The sequence below is a fragment of the Pseudomonas sp. CFBP 13602 genome, from assembly GCF_014842725.1.
GTDB lineage: Bacteria > Pseudomonadota > Gammaproteobacteria > Pseudomonadales > Pseudomonadaceae > Aquipseudomonas > Aquipseudomonas baltica.
In genome coordinates, this window is the sequence record NZ_JACYVT010000002.1 from 155,790 (window position 1) to 178,186 (window position 22,397).

Below are 22,397 nucleotides of genomic sequence, written 5' to 3' on the forward strand. Positions count from 1 at the left end.
TCACCCAGCGGCGGTACCCAGCGCCAACAGGGGGTCCCCGGAAGCCTGCAGCAGCTTCGTGAGAATCCGTTCCAATTCGACGATTTCTTCGCGTTCGAGCATGCCCACCAGCTCGTTCATGGCATTGGCACCGATGACCGGCAAGCGTGCCGCCAGTGCCTGCCCCTCTTCGGTCAGCACCAGCTGCACCTGGCGTCGATCGGCGGCGCTGCGCTGGCGCCTGATCAGCTGCTTGTGTTCCAGGCGGTCGAGCATGCGTGTCATCGAACCGCTGTCCAGCGACAGGTAGCGGGACATTTCCGCCGGTGTGTCGATACCGAACCGCGCATTGATGATCAGCACCTTGAATTGCGCCGCGGTCACCCCGTAAGGCACCAGGTGCGCGTCCAGCAAACGGTCCTTCAACGCCGATCCACGGCCCAGCAGCAGGCCCAGATTGCAGGTATGGAAGGTCTCGGGAGTGTAGTGATTCATGGGCTGGCAAGCTGTCCCGACAGTGTGAACACATCTTCGAAACATAATGTTACTGCTTAGGCAGACAATGTCAAGGCAATGGTTAGCTTGCTAACAGATAGATCTGTCGGTCGCTTTCACCGGAAAAATTCACCCGATCCAGATCGTGGCTGGTCAAAGCACGTAACGCTTGGGGCATAATGCTGGCGTTTCACCCGTAGTGGGGGTCTTCATTTCCTTATATGGCCCTCGTTTTCGTCACCCCTCGCCTGCAGGGTTTTCACGCACATGATCAAATCTCTTCGTCCAATACTGCTCGCCGGCCTGATGTTGCCACTGGCATTTCCCATCGCTGCCGCCCCCCTGAACACCACCCTGCCGCCCAAGGTTCAGCAAGCCATCAAGGCCAGCAAGCTGCAGAACGATGCACTGTCACTGGTCATGCTGCCGCTCAACGGCCCCGGCAGCCCGACCGTGTTCAACGCCGACGTGTCAGTCAACCCGGCCTCGACCATGAAGCTGGTCACCACCTATGCAGCACTCGAGTTGCTGGGGCCGACCTACCAGTGGAAGACCGAATTCTTTACCGACGGCACCCTGAGCAACGGCGTGCTCAACGGCAACCTCTACCTCAAGGGCGGCGGCGACCCCAAGCTGAACATGGAAAAGCTCTGGCTGCTCATGCGCGACCTGCGCGCCAACGGCGTGCGCCAGGTGACGGGTGACCTGGTGCTGGACCGCAGCCATTTCGTGCAGCCGCAACTGCCAGCGTTCAACGACGACGGCGGCGACGAAAACGCACCGTTCCTGGTGCGTCCGGATTCGCTGCTGGTCAACCTCAAGGCGCTGCGCTTCGTCACCCGCAACGACACCGGCAAGGTGCTGGTGTCGGTTGAACCGCCGATCGCGACCATCCGCATCGACAACCAGGTCAAGGCCCTGCCCGGCACCAAGTGCACGGGCGACGTGCGCTACAACCCGATCACCCAGGCCGACGGCATGACCGTGGTGGTCAGCGGCCAGTTGGCCGAGGGCTGCAGTTCGCAAACCTACCTGTCGCTGCTCGACCACCAGAGCTATGCAGCCGGCGCGGTGCGGGCCATCTGGAACGAACTGGGCGGCAGCATCCAGGGCGGCGACCGTCTAGGGGCCGTGCCGAAGAGCGCGCGAGTACTGGCGCGGGCGTTTTCGCCGGATCTGGTGGAAATCATTCGCGACATCAACAAGTACAGCAACAACACCATGGCTCAGCAGCTGTTCCTCAGCTTGGGCGAGCGCTATCGCAACGAGGCCGACGGCGACGATGCCAAGGCCGCACAGCGGGTGATTCGTGGGTGGCTGGCGAAAAAGGGCATCACCGCATCGCATCTGGTGATGGAGAACGGCTCGGGGCTGTCGCGTGACGAGCGCGTCAGCGCGCGGGAGATGGCCACCTTGCTGCAGGCGGCCTGGAAAAGTCCGTACGCTGCCGAGTTCATGGCGTCGATGCCGATCGTCGGCATGGACGGCACCATGCGCAAGCGCCTCAAGCGCACGGCCCTGCAAGGTGAAGGCCACATCAAGACCGGCACCCTGAACACCGTTCGCGCCATCGCCGGCTACAGCCGCGACAGCAATGGCAACACCTGGGCGGTGGTCGCCATTCTCAACGACCCACGCCCGTGGGGCGCCTCGTCGGTGCTGGATCAGGCACTGCTGGATCTGTATTCGCAGCCAAAAGCCGCGTCTACTTCGCCCAACATCCAGTAATCCACCCAAACCCTCTGGAAGGGAGGCGCGCTGCTTGCAAAGGCAGCGCCCTCTCTCGGTGAATCACCGCGCCTGAATCTTCCAGGCCCTGTGGATCTTGCCGTTGCGCGCGAAATCCTGATCCACTGTCTGCGCCGTGATGTCCTCGACCGCATAGCGCTCGGCCAAATTGGCGTCCAGCTGGAACTTGCGGAAGTTGTTGGAGAAATACACCACGCCCCCCGGTGCCAACCTTGCGACCGCCAGGTCCAGCAGCTCGACGTGGTCGCGCTGCACATCGAACACCCCTTCCATGCGCTTGGAATTGGAGAAGGTCGGTGGGTCGATGAAAATCATGTCGTATTCGTCACGACTGGCCTGTAGCCAAGCCATCACATCGCCCTGCTCCAGGCGGTTCTTGTCCGAGAAACCATTGAGCGACAGGTTGCGCCGCGCCCAATCCAGATAGGTCTTGGACAGGTCGACGCTGGTCGTGCTGCGCGCACCGCCCTTGGCCGCATGCACGCTCGCCGTGGCGGTGTAGCAGAACAGGTTGAGGAAACGCTTGCCCGCTGCCTCTTTCTGAATGCGCAGGCGCATTGGCCGATGATCGAGAAACAGCCCGGTATCCAGGTAGTCCGTCAGGTTCACCAACAACTGCACGCCGCCCTCCTGCACCTGGGTGAACTGGCCCTGAGCGCTCTGGCGCTCGTATTGGCGCGTCCCGCTCTGGCGCTCGCGGCGCTTGATGATGACCCGGCTCTTGTCGATGTTCAGTGCCTGCGGAATCGCCGCCAGGGCGTCGTACAGGCGTGCCGAAGCCTTCTCAGGGTCGATCGACTTGGGCGCGGCGTATTCCTGCACGTGCACCCAATCGTGGTACAGATCGATGGCCATGGCATATTCAGGCATGTCCGCATCGTACACACGGTAGCAATCGATACCCTCGCGTCGCGCCCATTTGCCCAGGGTCTTGAGGTTCTTCTGCAGCCGGTTGGCGAACATCTGCCCGCCTTCGCTCAGCCGCGCCTGCTCCACCACCGGCGCGGGCGTCGGCGCCGGCTTGACCGGATTGCCGTTCTTGTTCACCCGTGCATACGGATCGGCCAGCGCTGGCGCAGTATCCACCTGCTCGGCTTGCTCACGCGCGGCCTGGCGCTGCTCGGGCGTACGTCGCTCACCGGTGACGAACTGGTCTGGCAGCACCTTGATCAATAGCAACTTGCACGGCAACGGGCCGTTCCAGAACGAATACTGCTTGTGGCTGCGGATACCCATGCGCTTGCCCAGGTCGGGGGCACCGGTGAACACCGCCGCTTCCCAGTTCAGGCAGGCCTGGCGCAGGCGTTCGCCCAGGTTCTGGTACAGGTACAGCAAGCTGGCCTCATCGCCCAGCCGCTCGCCGTACGGCGGGTTACAGATGACCAGGCCTTTCTGGTTGTGATCGGGGCGCGGCTCGAACGTCGCCACCTCGCCCTGGTAGATCTTGATCCAGTCGCTGAGGCCGGCGCGTTCCACGTTGTTGCGGCCTGGCTGGATCAACCGCGGGTCGGCTTCGTAGCCGCGAATCCACGAGGCTGGCTTGGCCAACCCGGCTTCGGCCCTTGCCAGCGCCTCGTCGTGCAGCTTTCGCCAGGTGGCGGGAACATGACCGAGCCAGGCGCTGAAGCCCCAGCGCGTGCGCTTGAGGTTGGGTGCGATGTCGGCGGCAATCATGGCCGCCTCTACCAGAAAAGTCCCCACACCACACATCGGGTCGGCCAGTGCGCCGCCCTCGGCAGCGATGCGCGGCCAGCCCGCACGAATCAGAATGGCGGCTGCAAGGTTTTCCTTGAGCGGCGCAGCGCCTTGCTGCAGGCGGTAGCCACGCTGGTGCAGGCTGTGTCCGGACAGATCGAGCGAGAGAATCGCCTCGCCGCGGTCCAGGCGCAGATGCACGCGCAGGTCCGGGTTGAGCTTGTCGACGCTGGGACGCTCGCCGCTGGGCGTGCGCAGCTTGTCGACAATGGCATCCTTGACCTTCAGCGCACCGAAGTGAGTGTTGTCGATGCCCGAACCATGCCCGCTGAACTCCACGGCCAGGGTGCCGTCGGGCAGCAGGTGGTCCTGCCACTCGACATCCAGAACGCCGTGATAGAGGTCTTCGGCATCTTTCATGGCAAAGCGCTTGAGCACCAGCAGCACGCGGTTGCCCAGCCGCGACCACAGGCACAGCCGGTAGGCGGTTTCCATGTCGGCCATGCCGCGCACTGCGGAGGTGTGCTCGCGGGTTTCTTCCAGGCCCAGGGCGGTGGCTTCTTCGGCAAGCAAGCCTTCGAGGCCCTTGGGGCATGTGAGAAACAGTTCAAAACGGTCCGACATGGTACTTCCTGGCCCATTTGGGCATTGATGAGACGGCAAGCGCATTGCCGTCTCGAGATTCAACCAGGCGCCTTACGCAATGGAGCGCCCGAGCGACACCACCGTGGTGTCAATCCACCCCACCTGCCGCCTTGATAAGCGAGAAGCCGAGGCAGAACCTGATTCTGCTGAAAAAGGCATCGCCTGCGCGACCCTTCGTCGATTTTTCACGTCTCTGGAATCGAGATGATTCGCAATGGCATATTGACCTCATTGCATACTGCAAGCCTTGTCTTGGACGGGCTAGCAGTCGAGTGAAGCTTGAAGTACCTGCTTACTTATTGCCCATACCGCGAAATAGTTACGTGCTTATGACAAAACGATCATTCACATCGCGCAGTTCAACGTTTAGAAATCACCTCAGGTCGTCGCCGCAATGGCGAAGACATCACTGCTCGCCACGCCGGCAGCGAGCGCGATACCGGCAGATCATCTGCCTGGCCTCACACGAGGCCAACGGGACATTACAGTCAATAGACAGAGGGCAACACCCTATGAGAAGACTTAAGCGTGATCCGTTGGAACGAGCATTTCTACGCGGATACCAGTATGGCATCCATGGCAAATCCCGCGAGCTTTGCCCTTTTACTCTACCGTCGGTACGCCAAGCCTGGATCAACGGCTGGCGCGAAGGACGCGGCGACAACTGGGACGGTATGACCGGCACTGCGGGGATCCATAGGCTCAACGAACTTCACGCCGTCGGCTGACACTCTTTTTCCTTTTCACCATGCACGCCCAACTAGGGCGGCGGGCTAGCGCCCAGGGGCCTCTGCGAGGCCCCTATCGCGCCTTGAATCATTGCCTGGCGCGCAGCGCCGCGATGGCGTCCACCGACTCGCGGATCAGTGCAGGCCCCTTGTAGATGAAGCCCGAATAAATCTGCACCAGACTGGCACCCGCGGCAATTTTTTCGGCCGCATGCCCACCCTCGGTGATCCCGCCTGCTGCAATGATCGGCAATCTGCCGTTCAAGGTCTGCGACAGCACCTTGACGATGTGAGTGCTTTGCTCCCGCACCGGCGCTCCCGACAACCCACCGGCTTCGTCTGCGTGAACCAGCCCCTCGACACCGACCCGGCTGAGGGTGGTATTGGTGGCGATCACTGCGTCCATACCAGCGTCGACCAGTGCCTGTGCCACCAGTGCGGTTTCTTCATCGCTCATGTCCGGAGCGATCTTGATCGCCAGTGGCACATGCCGTCCGCTTTGCCCGGCCAGCACCACGCGCCGTGCTGCCAGCGTGTCTAGCAACTGCTTGAGCGAGTCACCGAACTGCAGGCTGCGCAGGCCGGCGGTATTGGGCGAGCTGATGTTGACGGTGATGTAGCTGGCGTGGTCGTAGACCTTGTCCAGACAGATCAGGTAGTCGTCCACGGCGCGCTCGACCGGGGTGGTGAGGTTCTTGCCGATATTGATACCCAGCACGCCCCGATACTTGGCCGCCTTGACGCGCTCGACCAGGTTGTCGACACCCAGGTTGTTGAAGCCCATGCGGTTGATGATTGCGCAGGCTTCAGGCAGGCGAAACAAACGGGGCTTTGGATTGCCCGGCTGTGGACGTGGCGTCACCGTGCCGATTTCCACCGAGCCGAAACCCAGCTGGGAGAAGCCGTCGATGGCCGCACCGTTCTTGTCCAGACCCGCTGCCAGCCCCACCGGATTGTCGAACTGCAGACCCATGACCGTGACCGGCAGGCGCGCCGGCGGCTTGGCGAGCAGGCCGTTGAGGCCCAGGCGGCCACCGGCGCCGATAAGGTCCAGCGACAAGTCATGGGAGGTTTCAGCGGACAATTTGAACAGCAGCTGGCGGGCCAGATTGTACATAGGCGGGCTTGGCTCCGAGGAAGCGATAGAGGGGTGCGATTGTGCCAGATCCGCGGCCGGTTAGGTATGGTGGCGGGGGGCACAGGCCAAATCGCAGGCAAAGAAAAGCCCGGCATGAGCCGGGCTTTTCGTTGAAGCGGTAGCTAATTACTTAGCTTGAGCTTCTACTTCAGCTTCTACGCGACGGTTTACAGCGCGGCCAGCGTCGGTGGCGTTGTCAGCCACTGGGCGGGTTTCGCCGTAGCCAACCGAGTTTACGCGGTTGGATTCAACACCGTACTGACCGGTCAGCACTTGCTTGACAGCAGCAGCGCGACGCTCGGACAGCTTCTGGTTGTAGGCATCAGGACCGACGGAGTCAGTGTGACCTTCAACAGTGGTGGTGGTCTGTGGGTACTGCTTCATGAAGTCAGCCAGGTTCTTGATATCGCCATAGCTGTTGGTCTTCACGACCGACTTGTCGAAGTCGAACTTGACGTCCAGCTCAACGCGAACGGTTTCGGCGACGGCTGGGCAGCCATCAGCGTCAACGGTAACGTTGGCAGGGGTGTCAGGGCACTTGTCGACGTTGTCGCAGACGCCGTCGTTGTCGGAGTCAGCGCAGACTTCAGCTACTGGAGCTGGAGCAGCGGCTGGAGCAGGCTTGGAGCCGCCACCGAAGTTCACGCCGATACCGACGCTTGGCGCCCACTCGGTGTCGCCTTGGTCGATGTTGTACTGAGCTTCAACACCGGCACGGGCGTAGAAGTTGTCAGTGAAGTACAGCTTGGCACCGCCGCCCAGGTTGGCGAAGGTGGAACCGTTACGGCCGTTGCGATCGTTCTGACCGATGCTTTGGTCAGAGAAACCAGCCGAAACGTACGGACGCAGCATGTCGCCTGGCTTGTTGAAGTGGTACAGAGCGTCCAGAGCTGTGTTGGAGCCCTTGATGTTCTTGCCGCTGTCGCTGCGAACGTTGTGGACTTCGTCGTAACCCAGACGCAATTCAACGTCGTCGGTCAGGAAGTAACCAACCGAGCCACCGAACAGGTTGCCGTCGTTTTTGAAGTCGCGAGCGCTGTCGTAGTATTCTTTCTTGGCGAAGCCTTCGATTTCAACTGCGCCTTGGCCTTGTGCCAATACGCCGAATGAAGTTGCGGCAACGAGAGAACCAATGGCAAGGCCCAAGGTGTTTTTCAGTTTCATCCGTTAAATCCCCATCTGGTGATTGTTAAGCGCCCCTCATCCGGGGCAGCTTGACGGCAAGTCTAGCAGACCTTGCCGGTAGGTTAGAGACCTTTGCGCCGAACTAAGTTTCGGACAGGTCTGCAAATTTATCGCGGAGCTTATCTAAGGCCCGCTTGTACCGCATTTTGGTGGCGCTCAAGCCCATGTGCATGATGTCGGCGATTTCCTGGAATTCCAGCTCCGCGACGAATCGCAGCACAAGAATCTCCCGGTCTATCGGGTTTACGAACACCAGCCATCGGTCGAGACCACCGCGCTCCTCCGACTTTGGCGCCTTCTCTTCGGATGCCTCCTCGAGCGGATCGAGACTCAGGGCATCCATCAAGCGGCGCTTGCGCCTTTCCTTCCGGTACTGCGTGATGCATTCGTTATAGGTGATGCTGTAAAGCCACGTCTTGAATTTCGACTTACCCTCGAAATTCTTTAGCCCGTACAGCACCTTCAACATCACTTCCTGACAGACATCGTCAGCGTCACGATCGTTCCCTAAATATCTTGCACAGACGTTGAAGAGGGTTCGCTGGTAGCGACGCATCAGCTCTTCATAGGCCCGCGTGACATGGAACAGCTCCTCGTGCGAACGCGCCACCAACTCCTCGTCAGAGAGCTCGCGGGGGTCGTAGCGCACGGGCAGCGTATGTACTTTATTCAAAACAGGTCGGCCCGAAGGTCAGGTCCCCGAAGGTCAGGTCATTGTCCGCCAAGGCATGATCGCTCAGCCTTTTTGCGGCGGCATACATTAGCAAAACGTTGACCTATCGGCTACTCACCCGCTGTTCCAGCAGCTCGCGGTTGGACATCGAAACCAGCTCGCCGTCGTCGGTCATCACTGTCGTCTTGACGGTGCCGATTTCCTCGATCTGCCCTTCGACCCCTCCAACCTGCACCTGCTGGCCCACTTGAAACAGTTCCCGCACGTAGATCCCGGCCAGTATCTGACTGGCGATTTCACGGCTGCCCAACCCCATGGCCAGTGCTGCGGCCAGACCAACGGTAATCAAGGCGATGACGATCACGTGGTTCAGCAGGTCGGTCTTGACCTCCAGCTGGCTGATGGCCACCGAAATGCTGATGATGATCACCAACCACTGCGCCACACGTCCCAGGCCACCTGCGTAATCGAGCCCTACCCCTTCGGCAGCGCCGCGTACCACGCCATTGACCAGTTGCGCCAGCAGTACACCGACCAGCAACACCAAGGCTGCACCGAACACCTTGGGCAGGTACAGCGCCAGCATGTCCAGGGTCGCCGAAACTCGCTGCAGCCCCAGCGACTCGGCGGCCGACACCAGGAAAATCAGCAGCACGAACCAATAGACGATCTTGCCGATAAGGGTCGAGATCGGCACCCTGAGGCCGCCACGGCCCAGCAGTTTGGTCAGGCCGGTCCCCGCCATCAGGCGGTCGAGCCCGAACTTGGCCAGCAGCTTGGACAACAATGTGTCGAGCAGCTTGGCGACCAGGAAGCCCAGCAGTACCACCACCAACGCCCCGAACAGGTTGGGGATGAAATTGGCGACCTTGGTCCACAGGGCGGTCATCGCCGCCACCAGGCTTTGAGTCCAGGGGTCCAGTTCCATTGATCAATCAGCCTTATCCGCAGCGGCGGAATCCGTACGACGAGACACCGGCGCGATATTCGCCGAACCACTGTTCACCGCGATCATGAATGCCTGACCCCAGCGCCCTATCAGGCTGAAGAGATCGCCCGCGCCGACCTGGCGATTGGCAGTCTTGAGCACTCGCCCCAGCGCGGCGCGGTCGTCGCGACCCGGCGCGTGAGCGTTGAGCATGTCTCGCAGGGATTCTTCGAACGGATCAGGCATGCATACCTCGCGAATTTCATTCAAAGACGAGACCCTGCGGCGGTGAGTCACAAAGGTCTCGGCGAGCACAGGGTAAATTCCGTGTCAGACCCAGCGCAAGCGTCGAAACAACAACCATTGGCCCAACGCTACGGCCACCATCAATGCGCAGGCAATGGTGAAACCATAGGGGCTGTCGGAACCGGGAATGCCGCCGACGTTGATGCCCAGTAGACCGGTCAGAAAGCTCATCGGCAGAAAGATCCCGGTGATGATGCCGAAGCGATACATGGTGCGATTCATGCGCTCGCTCTGACGCCGGTCTTCGGCCTCGAGCACCAGCCCCACACGCTCGCGCGCCAGTTCCAGCTCTTCCAGATAACGGGTCAGGCTGTTGTTGAGTTCGTTCCAGTAGTCGGCGTCGTCGTCGACGAACCAGGGCACCTTGTTGCGCGCCAACTGGCCAAAGATATCGCGTTGCGGCGCGAGGAAGCGCCGCAGTCCGGCTGCCCTTCGGCGCAGCTGGAGAATGCTGCCGTGCTCGGGCGTGTACCGTTCGTCGGCGTCGAGTTTGTCTTCCTCCATATCGACGATGTCGGAGAGGTCTTCGACCAGTGCCTGGACCTTTTCGGTCAAGTGCTGAGCCAGGTACAGAATCAACTCCGAAGCGGTTTTCGGGCCCTTGCAGGCGGCGAACTGTTCGAGCAGGTCGTCGGTCGCGCGCAATGGCCGCAGTCGCAGGGAAATGATGCGCTGGGCCTGGGCGAAGATCCGCACCGAGACCATGTCCTCGGGCTCGGCTCCTGGATTGAGATTGACCCCACGCAGGAACAGCAGCAGTTCATCGTCGGGCAACGGGACCAGGCGCGGGCGGGTGTTTTCCTCCAGCAGCAGGTCGCAGCTGAATTCGCTCAGGCCACTATTGCGGCGCAACCAGTCACGGGTCTGGGGATGGCTGCGATCCCAGTGCAGCCACAGGCTCTGGTGAGGTTGCAGCTGCAGCCCGTCGATATCGGTCCGGGCAACCGACCGCGCACCTCCCTTGCCGTCCAGCAACAGGGCATGCACCAGCCCCCATTGCGCATTGTCTTCCTCGTACATCGTGTCCCCGTTACTGATGGAAAGTTGTCATTCGGGCATGCTCAACGCCTCTGGCGAGACGATGATGCCGTTGTTGTCGGCATACAGATAGTGGCCGGGAACGAATGTGACACCGGCGAAGCTGACCTTCACATCGAGATCACCCAGACCCCGTTTGACGGTCGGCATCGGATGGCTGGCCAGGGCCTGCACACCCACATCGGTTTGCGCGAGCATGTCGACGTCACGCACGCACCCATAGATGACCAGGCCTTCCCAACCGTTCTCCGCGGCTTTCTGGGCAAGCATGTCGCCCAGCAGCGCCTTGCGCAGCGAGCCTCCACCGTCGACCACCAGCACCTTGCCGGTGCCATCCAGAGCCACCTGCTCGCGTACTCGCGAGTTGTCTTCGAAGGTCTTGATGGTGACGATCTGGCCGCCGAAAGAGTCGCGGCCACCGAAATTGCTGAACATCGGCTCGAGCACCTCGACGTCGGGGTAGGCATCACACAGGTCGGGGGTCAGATAGTGCATGGCATTGCTCCTGGGGCGAATGGCGGCTGCAAGAGCCAGTAGCCTGCACCGGACGCGGCGCGGCCCTCACAGCCTAGACCATGCTCAGGTCGTCGCCAACGGTGTCGCGCCGGGCAGCAGCGGCCGGTAGGGGTCGCTCAGCCAGGTCCCGACCAGCGGCCAGACCTCGGCCTGGGCTTGCGCGCTGACCAGCATGCGCACGTGGTCGAAGTCGTCGCCGAAGCCCTGGGCACGGCCCAGGTTGACGAACTGATTGTGGCCCCCGCCGAATTGCTCGAACAGCTGCCGACAGTCCCAGCTCGGATCCTGCAGGTCACCGACGGCCGCCACGGCCAGGATGGGCAGCTTCACCTCGCCCAGCCCCTGCCACCAGTCCCGCTCGGCATCGCCGAAGCGGCCGAACAGGCCTTTCCAGCGCATCCATTCGAGGCCAACGCCTACCGGTTCGTCTTCCGGGCCGCGCTTGAGGCGGGCTCCGGAAATGTGCGGATAGCGCTTGAGCAGGCGGCGCGCGGCCCAGTTCAGCGGAGGAATCCGCAACTGCCAGTGACGACGACTGACCTGCGCGCCGAACAAGGCCGCGGACGCAGCCAGATCACCTTGCAGATAGCCGCCACCCAGGGCGGCGGCCAGGGTGATGCCGCCGAGCGAATGCCCGACCCAGTGCGGTGTTTGAGCACTGACCTCGGCAACGAACGCACCGATGACCGGAAGATCGTAGCGGGCGTAGTCGGCCACGGTATTGCTGGCGTAGTGCTGGTTGCGCGGCGACAGCCCGTGGCCGCGCATTTCGGCTATCCACACGTCGAACCCGCGACGTGCCAGCCAAGGCCCCAGGCCTATGCCCTTGGGCGAGTACCAGAAGCGCCGGTTGGAAAAGCTGCCATGCAGGAGGATCACCGGCACCCCGCGCGCACCCGGCTGGTCGGCCAGGCCCAGGCGCGTCAACGCCAGCTCGACACTGGGGTCGGGGCTGTTGGCGGCCTTGATGCGGTAGATGTCTTCGCTGAGGTCGCCGCGACGCTCGGCACTGAGCAGCGCGACGGGAAAAAGGGTACTGCTGCTTTGCATAAGGCACTTGCGTCTGAATGAATGAGACTGTAACCGGGGCGCAAGCTGCGTTCCCATTGATCTGTGCGTGAAGGGCAGGATCAAGGGCGACGCGGCTTGCGCCGCTGCTACAGGCGACCGGGGTGTTTGAAAGGACACACCGGTCTGGGGTGATACAGGGGACCGGGGTGCCGGAAAGGACACACCGGTCTGGGGTGATACAGGGGACCGGGGTGCCGGAAAGAACACACCGGTCTGGGGTGGGACGGCTTAAACGGCGCTTTCCTTTTCTGCCAGGAAGAACCAGGTTTCCAGGACCGAGTCGGGGTTCAGCGACACGCTTTCGATGCCCTGCTCCATCAGCCATTTGGCCAGGTCAGGGTGATCGGACGGGCCCTGGCCGCAGATGCCGATGTACTTGCCGGCCTTGTTGCAGGCCTGGATGGCATTGGCCAGCAGCTTCTTGACTGCCGGGTTACGCTCGTCGAACAGGTGGGCGATGATCCCCGAGTCGCGGTCCAGGCCGAGGGTGAGCTGGGTGAGGTCGTTGGAACCGATCGAGAAGCCGTCGAAGAACTCCAGGAACTCGTCGGCCAGGATGGCGTTGGACGGCAGCTCGCACATCATGATGATGCGCAGACCGTTGTCGCCGCGGGCCAGGCCATTCTCGGCGAGCAGGTCGATCACCTGCGACGCTTCGCCCAGGGTGCGCACGAACGGCACCATGATCTCGACGTTGGTCAGGCCCATTTCGTTGCGCACCCGCTTCATCGCCCGGCATTCGAGTTCGAAGCAGTCGCGGAACGACTCGCTGATGTAGCGCGACGCCCCGCGGAAGCCCAGCATCGGGTTCTCTTCTTCCGGCTCGTAGAGCTTGCCGCCGATCAGGTTGGCGTATTCGTTGGACTTGAAGTCGGACAGCCGGACGATGACTTTTTTCGGCCAGAAGGCCGCAGCCAGGGTGCTGATGCCCTCGACCAGCTTGTCGACGTAGAAATTCACCGGGTCGCTGTAGCCGGCCACACGCTTGTCGACGCTGTCCTTGATTTCCGGGGTCAGGGTGTCGTAGTTGAGCAGCGCCTTGGGGTGCACGCCGATCATCCGGTTGATGATGAACTCCAGGCGCGCCAGGCCGACACCGGCATTGGGCAACTGGGCGAAATCGAAGGCGCGATCCGGGTTGCCGACGTTCATCATGATCTTGAATGGCAGCTCGGGCATGGCGTCGACCGAATTCTGCTTGATGTCGAAGCCCAGTTCGCCCTCGAAGATGTAGCCGGTGTCGCCCTCGGCGCAGGACACCGTCACGCCCTGGCCGTCCTGGAGCAGTTGCGTGGCGTTGCCGCAGCCCACCACTGCCGGAATGCCCAGCTCGCGGGCGATGATCGCGGCGTGGCAGGTTCGCCCGCCGCGATTGGTGACGATGGCACTGGCGCGTTTCATCACCGGTTCCCAGTCCGGGTCGGTCATATCCGAAACCAGCACGTCACCGGCCTGGACCTTGTCCATCTCGGAGACGTCGTGAATGATGCGGACCTTGCCGGCGCCGATGCGCTGGCCGATAGCGCGGCCCTCGACCAGCACGGTGCCCTTTTCCTTGAGCAGGTAGCGTTCCATCACGTTGGCGCTGGAGCGGCTCTTCACTGTCTCCGGGCGCGCCTGGACGATGTACAGCTGGCCGTCGTCGCCGTCCTGGGCCCACTCGATGTCCATCGGCCGGCCGTAGTGCTTCTCGATGATCATCGCCTGCTTGGCCAGCTCGCTGACCTGCGCATCGGTCAGGCAGAAACGCGCACGTTCGGCCTTGTCGACGTCCACCACCTTGACCGAGCGTCCGGCGCGCGCTTCGTCGCCGTAGACCATCTTGATCGCCTTGCTGCCCAGGTTGCGCCGCAGGATCGCCGGACGACCGGCCTCCAGGGTGTGCTTGTGCACATAGAATTCGTCAGGGTTCACCGCGCCTTGCACCACGGTCTCGCCCAGGCCGTAGGCGCCGGTGATGAACACCACGTCACGGAACCCGGACTCGGTGTCCAAAGTGAACATCACCCCGGCAGTGCCGGTTTCCGAGCGCACCATGCGCTGCACGCCGGCCGACAGGGCAACCAGCTTGTGATCGAAGCCCTGGTGAACGCGGTAGGCAATGGCGCGGTCGTTGAACAATGAAGCGAAGACTTCCTTGGCCGCGCGAATGACGTTCTCGACACCGCGGATATTGAGGAAGGTTTCCTGCTGGCCGGCAAAGGAGGCATCGGGCAGGTCTTCGGCGGTGGCCGAGGAACGCACGGCAACGGCGATGTCCGGGTTGCCCTTGGACAGCTCGGCGAAGGCGATGCGGATCTCTTCGTTGAGACGCTCGGGGAACTCGGCCTCCATGACCCACTGGCGGATCTGCGCGCCGGTGCGAGCCAGGGCATTGACGTCGTCCACGTCGAGCGCATCGAGCGCCGCGTGGATCTGCTCGTTGAGCCCGCTCAGGTCGAGGAAGTCGCGATAGGCCTGGGCGGTGGTGGCAAAGCCGCCAGGCACCGACACGCCGGCACCAGCCAGATTGCTGATCATCTCGCCCAGGGACGCATTCTTGCCCCCCACGTGTTCCACATCATTGTTGCCAAGCTTATCGAGGGAAACTACGTACTCTACCAAGGTGATCTCTCCACTGACTGGGTTGGAAAAGCTCGGGATGCCCGGCGCGAATCGTCGCACGCGGGGGGCTGTGGCCGCAGCCTCGGAAATGAACGAGAATGCCTGGCAATGCTGGCCGTCAATCGGGCCTATCATATCCAAGAATCGTCAGTTGCCTAAGGGCCGGGGCGCACAATGAAACGATCTGCATTCTTCATCTCCGACGGTACCGGCATTACCGCCGAAACGCTGGGGCAAAGTCTACTGGCGCAGTTCGAAAACATTACCTTCAGCAAGTTCACGCGGCCCTATATCGACAGCGTGGACAAGGCTCGGGCCATGGTACAGCAAATCAATAACTGCGCCGAAAAGGACGGTGTGCGACCGATCATCTTCGACACCATCGTCAATCAGGACATCCGCGAGATCCTCGCCACCTCCAACGGCTTCATGATCGACATCTTCTCGACCTTCCTCGCCCCGCTGGAAATGGAGCTCAGCGCACATTCCTCGTACTCGGTGGGCAAGTCCCACTCCATTGCGCACAATGCCAACTACATGGAACGCATCGAAGCGGTCAACTTCGCGCTGGACAACGACGACGGCGCCAGAACCCACTACTACGACAAGGCCGACCTGATCCTGGTGGGCGTGTCGCGCTGTGGCAAGACCCCGACCTGCCTGTACATGGCCATGCAATTCGGCATCCGCGCCGCCAACTACCCGCTGACCGAAGACGACATGGAGCGCCTGCAGTTGCCACCCGCGCTCAGGGCCCACCAGCACAAGCTGTTCGGCCTGACCATCGACCCCGATCGACTCACCGCGATCCGCCACGAACGCAAGCCCAACAGCCGTTACGCCAGCTTCGCCCAGTGCGAGTTCGAGGTGCGCGAGGTGGAAGGCCTGTTTCGCCGCGAGAACATTCCGAACATCGACTCGACCCATTTTTCGGTGGAAGAAATCTCCGCCAAGATCCTCGTCGAGAAAGGCGTCGAACGGCGCTTCAAATAGGCGCCTGCACCCGTGGCGCCCACCCCTGACGAGCGGTCGACCCTCGAACTTCACGGTCGTTTCGCACTCCAAGGCCTCGCCCGACTGTGCCTGCGCTGGCGGCACGAAAGCACCGTGCTAGAATGCGGTGCTCTCTTCCTGTTACCCGCGAAACGTTTTTGCGGTGCCCGATTCGGTATTCATAATTTCAATTCATGACTCTCAAACCCCTCTCCCGCCTGTTCAGCCTTTTATTCATTCCGTTCATTCCGGGCCTGGGCCTGGCTGCCGAAAAGACCACCTACGGCTTGAACGAGTACGCACAGTTGACCGACATCAACCTGCGGGTCGCAGCCAAACTCGATACGGGCGCATTGACCGCCTCGCTCAGTGCCCGTGACATCAAGCGTTTCAAGCGCAATGGCCAACCCTGGGTGCGCTTCTACCTGGCGATCGACAATGCCCATTCCCACCCCATCGAGCGGCCGCTGGTGCGCGTGAGCTCCATCAAGCGACGCGCCGACGATTGTGAATGCAGTGCCCGCGAACGCAAGACCCACACCCAGCGGCCGGTGATCGAACTCGACGTGTGCATGGGCCATACCCAGCGCCGCATCGAAGTCAACCTCACCGACCGCACCGCATTCGACTACCCGCTGCTGATCGGCTCCGATGCGCTCACCCGCTTCGATGCGCTGGTCGACCCCAGCCGCAAACACGCTGCCGGCAAACCCGCCTGCGCCACTGTCGCCACCATCGCAGAGTAATTTCAATGCGCGCTCTAACCCTGCACTTGAAGATCCTGATCACCGCGCTGGTGGGGCTGGGCATCGCCATCACCGCCTATCAGATCCTCGTACTCGGCATCCCGGTGACCGAAGACGAAACCGACGATCTGTGGAACATCGACGCCAAGGTCGAATTCGTCGCCAGCGCCAAGGACCCGGTGAAGGTGCAGATGTTCGTGCCGCCACTGAGTCGTGACTATGTGAGCCTCAACGAGAGCTTCATCTCCAACAACTACGGGGTCAGCGTCAATCGTCTGGACGGCAACCGCAAGGTGACCTGGTCGGCCCGGCGCGCTTCGGGCAACCAGACGCTGTACTACCGCCTGGTGCTGACCAAGCGCTACAGCGGCGAAAAAATCAAGGTCAAGGGGCCGATCTTCCGCGACAGCCTGGCCGTGGAAGGCCCGGAAAAGATCGCCGCCGAAGCATTGCTGGCGCCCATCCGCCAGCATTCGGCCGATGTCGAAACCTTCGTCGGCGAAACCATCAAGCGGGTCAACAATCTGGCCGACGACAACGTCAAGCTGCTGCTGGCCGGCGACACCTCGACCTTGCACAAGGCACGCATCATCGACCTGCTGCTGTCCATCGCCCACGTGCCGATGGAAAAGGTCCATACCGTGCGCCTGCTCGCCGACCAGGCGCAGACACCGGAACTGTGGCTGCGCAGCTTCAACGGCAACGACTGGCTGTACTTCAATCCCGATACCGGCGAACAGGGCCTGCCCGAGGATCGCCTGCTGTGGTGGACGGGTGACGAAAACCTGGTGAGCGTCGAGGGTGGCCGCAAGGCAACCGTCACCTTCACCATGAACAACAGCGAGATGAACGCCATTCGCCTGGCCAAGCTGACCGACGAGAACACCGACGCCGACTTCCTCGAGTACAGCCTGTACGGCCTGCCGCTGCAGACCCAGCAGACCTTCATGATCATGGTGATGATCCCGATCGGCGTGCTGGTGATTCTGATCCTGCGCAACCTGATCGGCATCCAGACGCTGGGCACCTTCACTCCAGTGTTGATCGCCCTGGCGTTCCGCGAAACCCAGCTGGGCTTCGGCATCATCCTGTTCACGGTGATCACCGCGCTGGGGCTGTCGCTGCGCTCCTACCTGGAACACCTGAAGCTGCAGATGCTGCCCAGGCTGTCCGTGGTGCTCACTTTCGTCGTGGTGCTGATTGCCGCGATCAGCCTGTTCAGCCACAAGCTGGGCCTGGAGCGCGGGCTGTCGGTGGCGCTGTTCCCGATGGTGATCCTGACCATGACCATCGAGCGCCTGTCGATCACCTGGGAAGAACGCGGCAGCGGGCATGCCTTGAAGGTCGCGGTGGGCACGCTGTTCGCCGCCTCCCTGGCGCATATCCTGATGAGCGTGCCGGAGCTGGTGTACTTCGTGTTCACCTTCCCGGCGATCCTGCTGATCCTGGTGGGCTTCATGCTCGCCATGGGCCGCTACCGCGGCTACCGGCTGACCGAACTGGTGCGTTTCAAGGCCTTTCTCAAGCAGGCCGACTCCTGATGTTCGGCCTGTGGAAAACCTGGAAAGCGCTGGAGGCCCGCGGCATCATGGGCATCAACCGGCGTAACGCCGACTATGTGCTCAAGTACAACCGGCGCAGCCTGTACCCCATCGTCGACGACAAGATCATCACCAAGGAGCGCGCCATTGCGGCGGGTATCCATGTGCCCGAGATGTTCGGAGTGATCTCCACGGAAAAACAGATCGATCGCCTCGACGAGATCATCGGCGGGCGCAGTGACTTTGTGGTCAAGCCGGCCCAGGGCGCTGGCGGTGACGGCATCCTGGTGGTCGCCGACCGCTTCGAGGAGCGCTTTCGCACCGTGTCGGGCAAGATCATCAGCCGCGAAGACATCGAGCACCAGATTTCCAGCATCCTCACCGGCCTCTATTCGCTGGGCGGGCACCGTGACCGCGCGCTGATCGAATACCGGGTGATCCCCGACCAGATCTTCAAGAGCATCAGCTATGAAGGCGTACCGGACATCCGCATCATCGTGCTGATGGGCTACCCGGTAATGGCCATGTTGCGCTTGCCGACCCGGCAGTCGGGCGGCAAGGCCAACCTGCACCAGGGCGCCATCGGCGTCGGCGTCGACCTGGCCACGGGCGTGACCTTGCGCGGCACCTGGCTGAACAACATCATCAGCAAGCACCCTGACACCACCAACGCCGTGGACGGTGTGCAGTTGCCCAACTGGGACGGCTTCATGCGCCTGGCCGCCGGCTGCTTCGAATTGTGCGGGCTGGGCTACATCGGCGTCGACATGGTCCTGGACCAGGAGAAAGGCCCGCTGATCCTGGAGCTCAACGCCCGCCCCGGGCTGAACATCCAGATTGCCAACGACTGCGGCCTGACCCTGCGCACCCAGGCCGTGGAAAAACACCTGGAAGCGCTGGCGGCCGAAGGCCTCGTGGAAACCGTCGAAGAGCGCACGCGCTTCGTCCAGGCACTGTTCGGTCATGTGCCCGCAGCAGTGACCTGAGCGCGGACGCCACGCCACCCGCACACGCGGCGCCCGGCTGCATTACAATCCCAGCCCCGCTACTGGCCACCGACCTATCATGCCAACCTGCTCGCTTCACGCCCTGCCCTACCTGGCCGACCCGGCGCCCTATTTCGCTGCGGTTCGCCACGCGCCTGGCGCGGTGCTGCTCGACAGCGCGCAGCCGATCGCCCAGCGCGGCCGCTTCGACCTGATCAGCGCCTGGCCGTTGCAGACCCTCGGCGTCCAGGCCGGTGAGTCCGGCCAACAGTACCTGCAACGGGCCCGTGTCGCGCTGGCCGAATTGGGCCAGGCGCAATTGCCCGACGGCTGCGAGCTGCCCTTCGCCGGAGGGCTGATCGGCTACCTGAGCTACGATTTCGGCCGCAGGCTGGAGACCCTGCCAGCGCCCAACCACGACGACCTCGACCTGCCGCACGCCAGCCTGGGCCTCTACGCCTGGGCGCTGATCAGCGACCATCGCCGGCAGACCAGCGAATTGATGTTCCATCCCGCGCTGGATGCAGGCGAACGGCAACGCTTGATCGACCTGTTCGCCCAACCGGCCGCGCTCGAAGCCCCGGCCTTCCGGCTGCACGCCTCGATGACACCGGACCGAACCGCGGAGCAGTACCGGCGTGCATTCGAAAAGGTGCAGGCCTACATCCAGGCCGGAGACTGCTATCAGGTCAATCTGACCCAGCGTTTTCGTGCCGCCTGCGCAGGCGACCCGTGGGCCGCTTATCAGGCCGTGCGCGCTGCCTGCTCTACGCCGTTTTCCGGCTACCTGCAGTTGGCTGGCGGCGCAGCCTTGCTGAGCTTTTCGCCAGAGCGTTTCATCAAGGTCACGGCTGGTCATGTCGAAACCCGGCCGATCAAGGGCACCCGCCCGCGCAGCCTCGACCGCGAAGAAGACGCGCGCCAGGGTCGCGAGCTGCTGGCCAGTGCCAAGGACCGCTCGGAGAACCTGATGATCGTCGACCTGCTGCGCAATGACCTGGGCCGAAGCTGCCGGATCGGCTCGGTGCGGGTGCCGCAGCTGTTCGCCCTGGAGAGCTATCCGAACGTTCATCACCTAGTCAGCGCCGTGACCGGTGAGTTGGCCGCGGACAAGGACTGTCTGGACCTGCTCGCCGGCAGTTTTCCCGGTGGCTCGATCACCGGCGCGCCGAAGATCCGCGCCATGCAGATCATCGACGAAGTAGAGCCAACCCAACGCGCCATCTACTGTGGTTCGTTGCTGTACCTGGATGTGCGCGGTGAAATGGACAGCTCCATCGCCATCCGTACCTTGCTGGTCAAGGACGGCCAGGTCTGCTGCTGGGGCGGTGGCGCGATCGTGGCCGACTCGCAGTGGCAGGCCGAATACGAAGAGTCGATCTTCAAGGTGAGCGTGCTGCTGGATACCCTCGCGGGGCTCTGAACCGGGTCATGTCGCCCGGTGTTTTTTTGTTACCATTGCGCCACATAGAGCGCCAAGCGCCACTTTGACCAGGAAGCCGCCTGATGAGCCAACCCTTCGATGTCGCCGACATGGCGACGACCTACGCGACCAAGTCCCCGCAGGACATTCTCAAGCTCGCCTTCGCCCACTTCGGCGACGACCTCTGGATTTCCTTCAGTGGTGCCGAAGACGTGGTGCTGGTGGACATGGCCTGGAAACTGAACAAGAACGTCAAGGTGTTCAGCCTGGACACCGGCCGCCTGCACCCGGAAACCTATCGCTTCATCGAGCGGGTACGCGATCACTACCAGATCACCATTGAACTGGTCTCGCCGGACAACGCGCTGCTGGACCCTTTCGTCAAGCAAAAGGGACTGTTCAGCTTTTATCGCGATGGTCATGGCGAGTGCTGTGGTATCCGCAAGATCGAGCCGCTGCGGCGCAAGCTGTCCACCGTCAGCGCCTGGGCCACCGGCCAGCGGCGCGATCAGAGCCCAGGCACCCGTAGCCAGGTAGCGGCGGTGGAAGTGGACGGCGCGTTTTCGACGGCCGAGCGCACGCTGTACAAGTTCAACCCCTTGGCGCAGATGAGCAGCGAAGAGGTGTGGGGCTACATCCGCATGCTCGAGCTGCCCTTCAATAGCCTGCACGAGCGCGGCTTCATCAGTATCGGCTGCGAGCCCTGCACGCGGCCGGTGCTGCCCAACCAGCACGAGCGCGAGGGGCGCTGGTGGTGGGAGGAAGCCACGCAAAAGGAATGCGGGCTGCACGCGGGCAATCTGATCGCCAAGACCTGAGCCACGCGACGCCGCTCGGGCATGGCATGCCTGGGAACGGCGACGCAATCAATGCTCGGGCAACTCGACACCTTCGAACAAGGCTTCCAGTTCCTGCTTGTTGTGGCACTGGATGGCCTTGGCCATGACCTCGCGGGTGAGGTGCGGCGCGAACTTCTCGATGAAGTCGCACATGAAGCCGCGCAGAAAGGTGCCACGGCGGAAGCCGATGCGGGTCACGCTGGATTCGAACAGGTGATCGGCGTCGAGCACCACCAGGTCGTTGTCGAGCTTGGTATCGACCGCCATCTTGGCCACGATGCCCACACCCAGGCCCAGTCGAACATAGGTCTTGATGACGTCGGCATCGGCGGCGGTGAACACTACCTTCGGCGCCAGGCCACGCCGCGAGAACGCTTCGTCGAGCTTGGAGCGACCGGTGAAACCGAACACGTAGGTGACGATCGGGTACTCGGCCAGCGCCTCGAGCGTCAGCTTCGGCACCTTGGTCAGCGGATGCCCCTGGGGCACCGCAATGCAGCGGTTCCAGCGGTAGCACGGCATCATGATCAGGTCGCCGAACGAGTCCAGCCCTTCGGTGGCAATGGCGAAGTCGACGGTACCGTCGGCGGCCATTTCGGCAATCTGCATCGGCGAGCCCTGATGCATGTGCAGGGCCACATCCGGGTACTGCTTGATGAAGCTGCTGATCACCGTCGGCAATGCATAACGGGCCTGGGTGTGGGTGGTGGCGATGGAGAGCGTGCCCTTCTTCTCGTTGGAGAACTCCTGGGCGATCTGCTTGATGCTTTCCACCTTGCGCAGGATCTCGCCGGCGGTGGTGATGATGCGTTCACCAGCCGGGGTGACGCGGGTCAGGTGTTTGCCACTGCGTGCGAAGACTTCAACACCCAATTCGTCTTCCAGCAGGCGGATCTGCTTGCTGATACCTGGCTGCGAGGTATACAGGCTTTGCGCCGTGGCGGAGACGTTGAGGTCATGATGCGCTACCTCCCAGATGTAGCGCAGTTGCTGAAGCTTCATATGAATCCCTCACACAGGAAAAACCGCCAGTCATCGGCGACGGGTTATAACTATATTAAAGGTTGTAACAATAAATCTAGAACTTTTTATTAAATTTGTAGGAAAAATAACCAACCC

General features: G+C 62.1%; 20 protein-coding genes. 8 read left to right on the top strand and 12 right to left on the bottom strand.

The genetic code is table 11. The annotated features are described in order from the left end of the window. Entirely contained in the window at window positions 1-474 is a 474-nt protein-coding gene (locus IFU31_RS03830) for a MarR family winged helix-turn-helix transcriptional regulator (RefSeq protein ID WP_192053161.1), read from the bottom strand. A 267-nt stretch (window positions 475-741) separates the two neighbouring features. On the opposite strand from IFU31_RS03830, the gene dacB reads away from it, so the two are divergent. Then, entirely contained in the window at window positions 742-2,202 is a 1,461-nt protein-coding gene (dacB, locus tag IFU31_RS03835) for a D-alanyl-D-alanine carboxypeptidase/D-alanyl-D-alanine endopeptidase (RefSeq protein ID WP_185794463.1), read from the top strand. Window positions 2,203-2,265: 63 nt separating this feature from the next. On the opposite strand, the gene rlmKL is transcribed toward dacB, so the two are convergent. Next, on the bottom strand, window positions 2,266-4,542 hold the full coding sequence (gene rlmKL, locus IFU31_RS03840) for a bifunctional 23S rRNA (guanine(2069)-N(7))-methyltransferase RlmK/23S rRNA (guanine(2445)-N(2))-methyltransferase RlmL (protein ID WP_192102339.1): 2,277 nt from the start codon (window positions 4,540-4,542) through the stop codon (window positions 2,266-2,268). Window positions 4,543-5,075: 533 nt separating this feature from the next. Between rlmKL and rmf the strand changes: the two genes are divergently transcribed. Then, entirely contained in the window at window positions 5,076-5,291 is a 216-nt protein-coding gene (gene rmf, locus IFU31_RS03845; protein WP_008368461.1) for a ribosome modulation factor, read from the top strand. An 88-nt stretch (window positions 5,292-5,379) separates the two neighbouring features. On the opposite strand, the gene IFU31_RS03850 is transcribed toward rmf, so the two are convergent. The 9 genes from IFU31_RS03850 to ppsA form a co-directional block, all read right to left on the bottom strand. Beyond that, window positions 5,380-6,408: a quinone-dependent dihydroorotate dehydrogenase gene (locus tag IFU31_RS03850; RefSeq protein WP_192102340.1), complete on the bottom strand. Its 1,029-nt coding sequence runs from the start codon at window positions 6,406-6,408 to the stop codon at window positions 5,380-5,382. 147 nt (window positions 6,409-6,555) lie between these two features. Beyond that, the gene (locus IFU31_RS03855; RefSeq protein WP_192053153.1) at window positions 6,556-7,593 is read right to left on the bottom strand and encodes an OmpA family protein; all 1,038 of its coding nucleotides are present in this window, start codon (window positions 7,591-7,593) and stop codon (window positions 6,556-6,558) included. Window positions 7,594-7,696: 103 nt separating this feature from the next. Then, window positions 7,697-8,287, bottom strand: a complete 591-nt coding sequence (gene sigX, locus IFU31_RS03860) for an RNA polymerase sigma factor SigX (RefSeq protein ID WP_122476059.1) — start codon at window positions 8,285-8,287, stop codon at window positions 7,697-7,699. A gap of 103 nt (window positions 8,288-8,390) precedes the next feature. After that, window positions 8,391-9,215, bottom strand: coding sequence for a mechanosensitive ion channel family protein (locus IFU31_RS03865; RefSeq protein ID WP_185794460.1), 825 nt, complete (start codon window positions 9,213-9,215; stop codon window positions 8,391-8,393). Window positions 9,216-9,218: 3 nt separating this feature from the next. Next, window positions 9,219-9,461, bottom strand: coding sequence for a CrfX protein (locus IFU31_RS03870; RefSeq protein WP_122476063.1), 243 nt, complete (start codon window positions 9,459-9,461; stop codon window positions 9,219-9,221). An 84-nt stretch (window positions 9,462-9,545) separates the two neighbouring features. Then, window positions 9,546-10,541, bottom strand: coding sequence for a zinc transporter ZntB (locus IFU31_RS03875; RefSeq protein ID WP_192102341.1), 996 nt, complete (start codon window positions 10,539-10,541; stop codon window positions 9,546-9,548). Between the two features lie 27 nt (window positions 10,542-10,568). Beyond that, on the bottom strand, window positions 10,569-11,054 hold the full coding sequence (gene rraA, locus IFU31_RS03880; protein WP_122476067.1) for a ribonuclease E activity regulator RraA: 486 nt from the start codon (window positions 11,052-11,054) through the stop codon (window positions 10,569-10,571). Window positions 11,055-11,138: 84 nt separating this feature from the next. Further along, a complete protein-coding gene (locus IFU31_RS03885; RefSeq protein WP_192102342.1) occupies window positions 11,139-12,125 on the bottom strand; it encodes an alpha/beta fold hydrolase in 987 nt (328 codons plus the stop codon). Between the two features lie 249 nt (window positions 12,126-12,374). Then, window positions 12,375-14,750 (bottom strand): phosphoenolpyruvate synthase, encoded by a 2,376-nt coding sequence (ppsA, locus tag IFU31_RS03890; protein WP_122800229.1) that lies wholly within the window; start codon window positions 14,748-14,750, stop codon window positions 12,375-12,377. Window positions 14,751-14,924: 174 nt separating this feature from the next. Here ppsA and ppsR point away from each other — a divergent pair, with 174 nt between their 5' ends. The 6 genes from ppsR to IFU31_RS03920 all read left to right on the top strand — a co-directional run bounded on the left by ppsR (window position 14,925) and on the right by IFU31_RS03920 (window position 21,257). Next, window positions 14,925-15,743, top strand: coding sequence for a posphoenolpyruvate synthetase regulatory kinase/phosphorylase PpsR (gene ppsR, locus IFU31_RS03895; RefSeq protein WP_122476071.1), 819 nt, complete (start codon window positions 14,925-14,927; stop codon window positions 15,741-15,743). A gap of 194 nt (window positions 15,744-15,937) precedes the next feature. Continuing rightward, entirely contained in the window at window positions 15,938-16,489 is a 552-nt protein-coding gene (rloA, locus tag IFU31_RS03900) for a retropepsin-like aspartic peptidase RloA (protein ID WP_192058116.1), read from the top strand. Window positions 16,490-16,494: 5 nt separating this feature from the next. Next, window positions 16,495-18,030: an osmotic stress tolerance membrane protein RloB gene (rloB, locus tag IFU31_RS03905; protein WP_122476074.1), complete on the top strand. Its 1,536-nt coding sequence runs from the start codon at window positions 16,495-16,497 to the stop codon at window positions 18,028-18,030. Continuing rightward, window positions 18,030-19,016 (top strand): alpha-L-glutamate ligase-like protein, encoded by a 987-nt coding sequence (locus IFU31_RS03910; RefSeq protein WP_192102343.1) that lies wholly within the window; start codon window positions 18,030-18,032, stop codon window positions 19,014-19,016. The genes rloB and IFU31_RS03910 overlap by 1 nt, the downstream gene beginning before the upstream one ends. 79 nt (window positions 19,017-19,095) lie before the next feature. Next, the gene (gene pabB, locus IFU31_RS03915; RefSeq protein WP_192102344.1) at window positions 19,096-20,439 is read left to right on the top strand and encodes an aminodeoxychorismate synthase component I; all 1,344 of its coding nucleotides are present in this window, start codon (window positions 19,096-19,098) and stop codon (window positions 20,437-20,439) included. 83 nt (window positions 20,440-20,522) lie between these two features. Next, window positions 20,523-21,257 carry a phosphoadenylyl-sulfate reductase gene (locus IFU31_RS03920; protein WP_192102345.1) on the top strand — a complete coding sequence of 245 codons (735 nt, stop codon included), beginning with the start codon at window positions 20,523-20,525 and terminating at the stop codon, window positions 21,255-21,257. A 48-nt stretch (window positions 21,258-21,305) separates the two neighbouring features. On the opposite strand, the gene cysB is transcribed toward IFU31_RS03920, so the two are convergent. Continuing rightward, window positions 21,306-22,280 (bottom strand): HTH-type transcriptional regulator CysB, encoded by a 975-nt coding sequence (gene cysB, locus IFU31_RS03925; RefSeq protein WP_043185743.1) that lies wholly within the window; start codon window positions 22,278-22,280, stop codon window positions 21,306-21,308. Window positions 22,281-22,397: the final 117 nt, after the last annotated feature.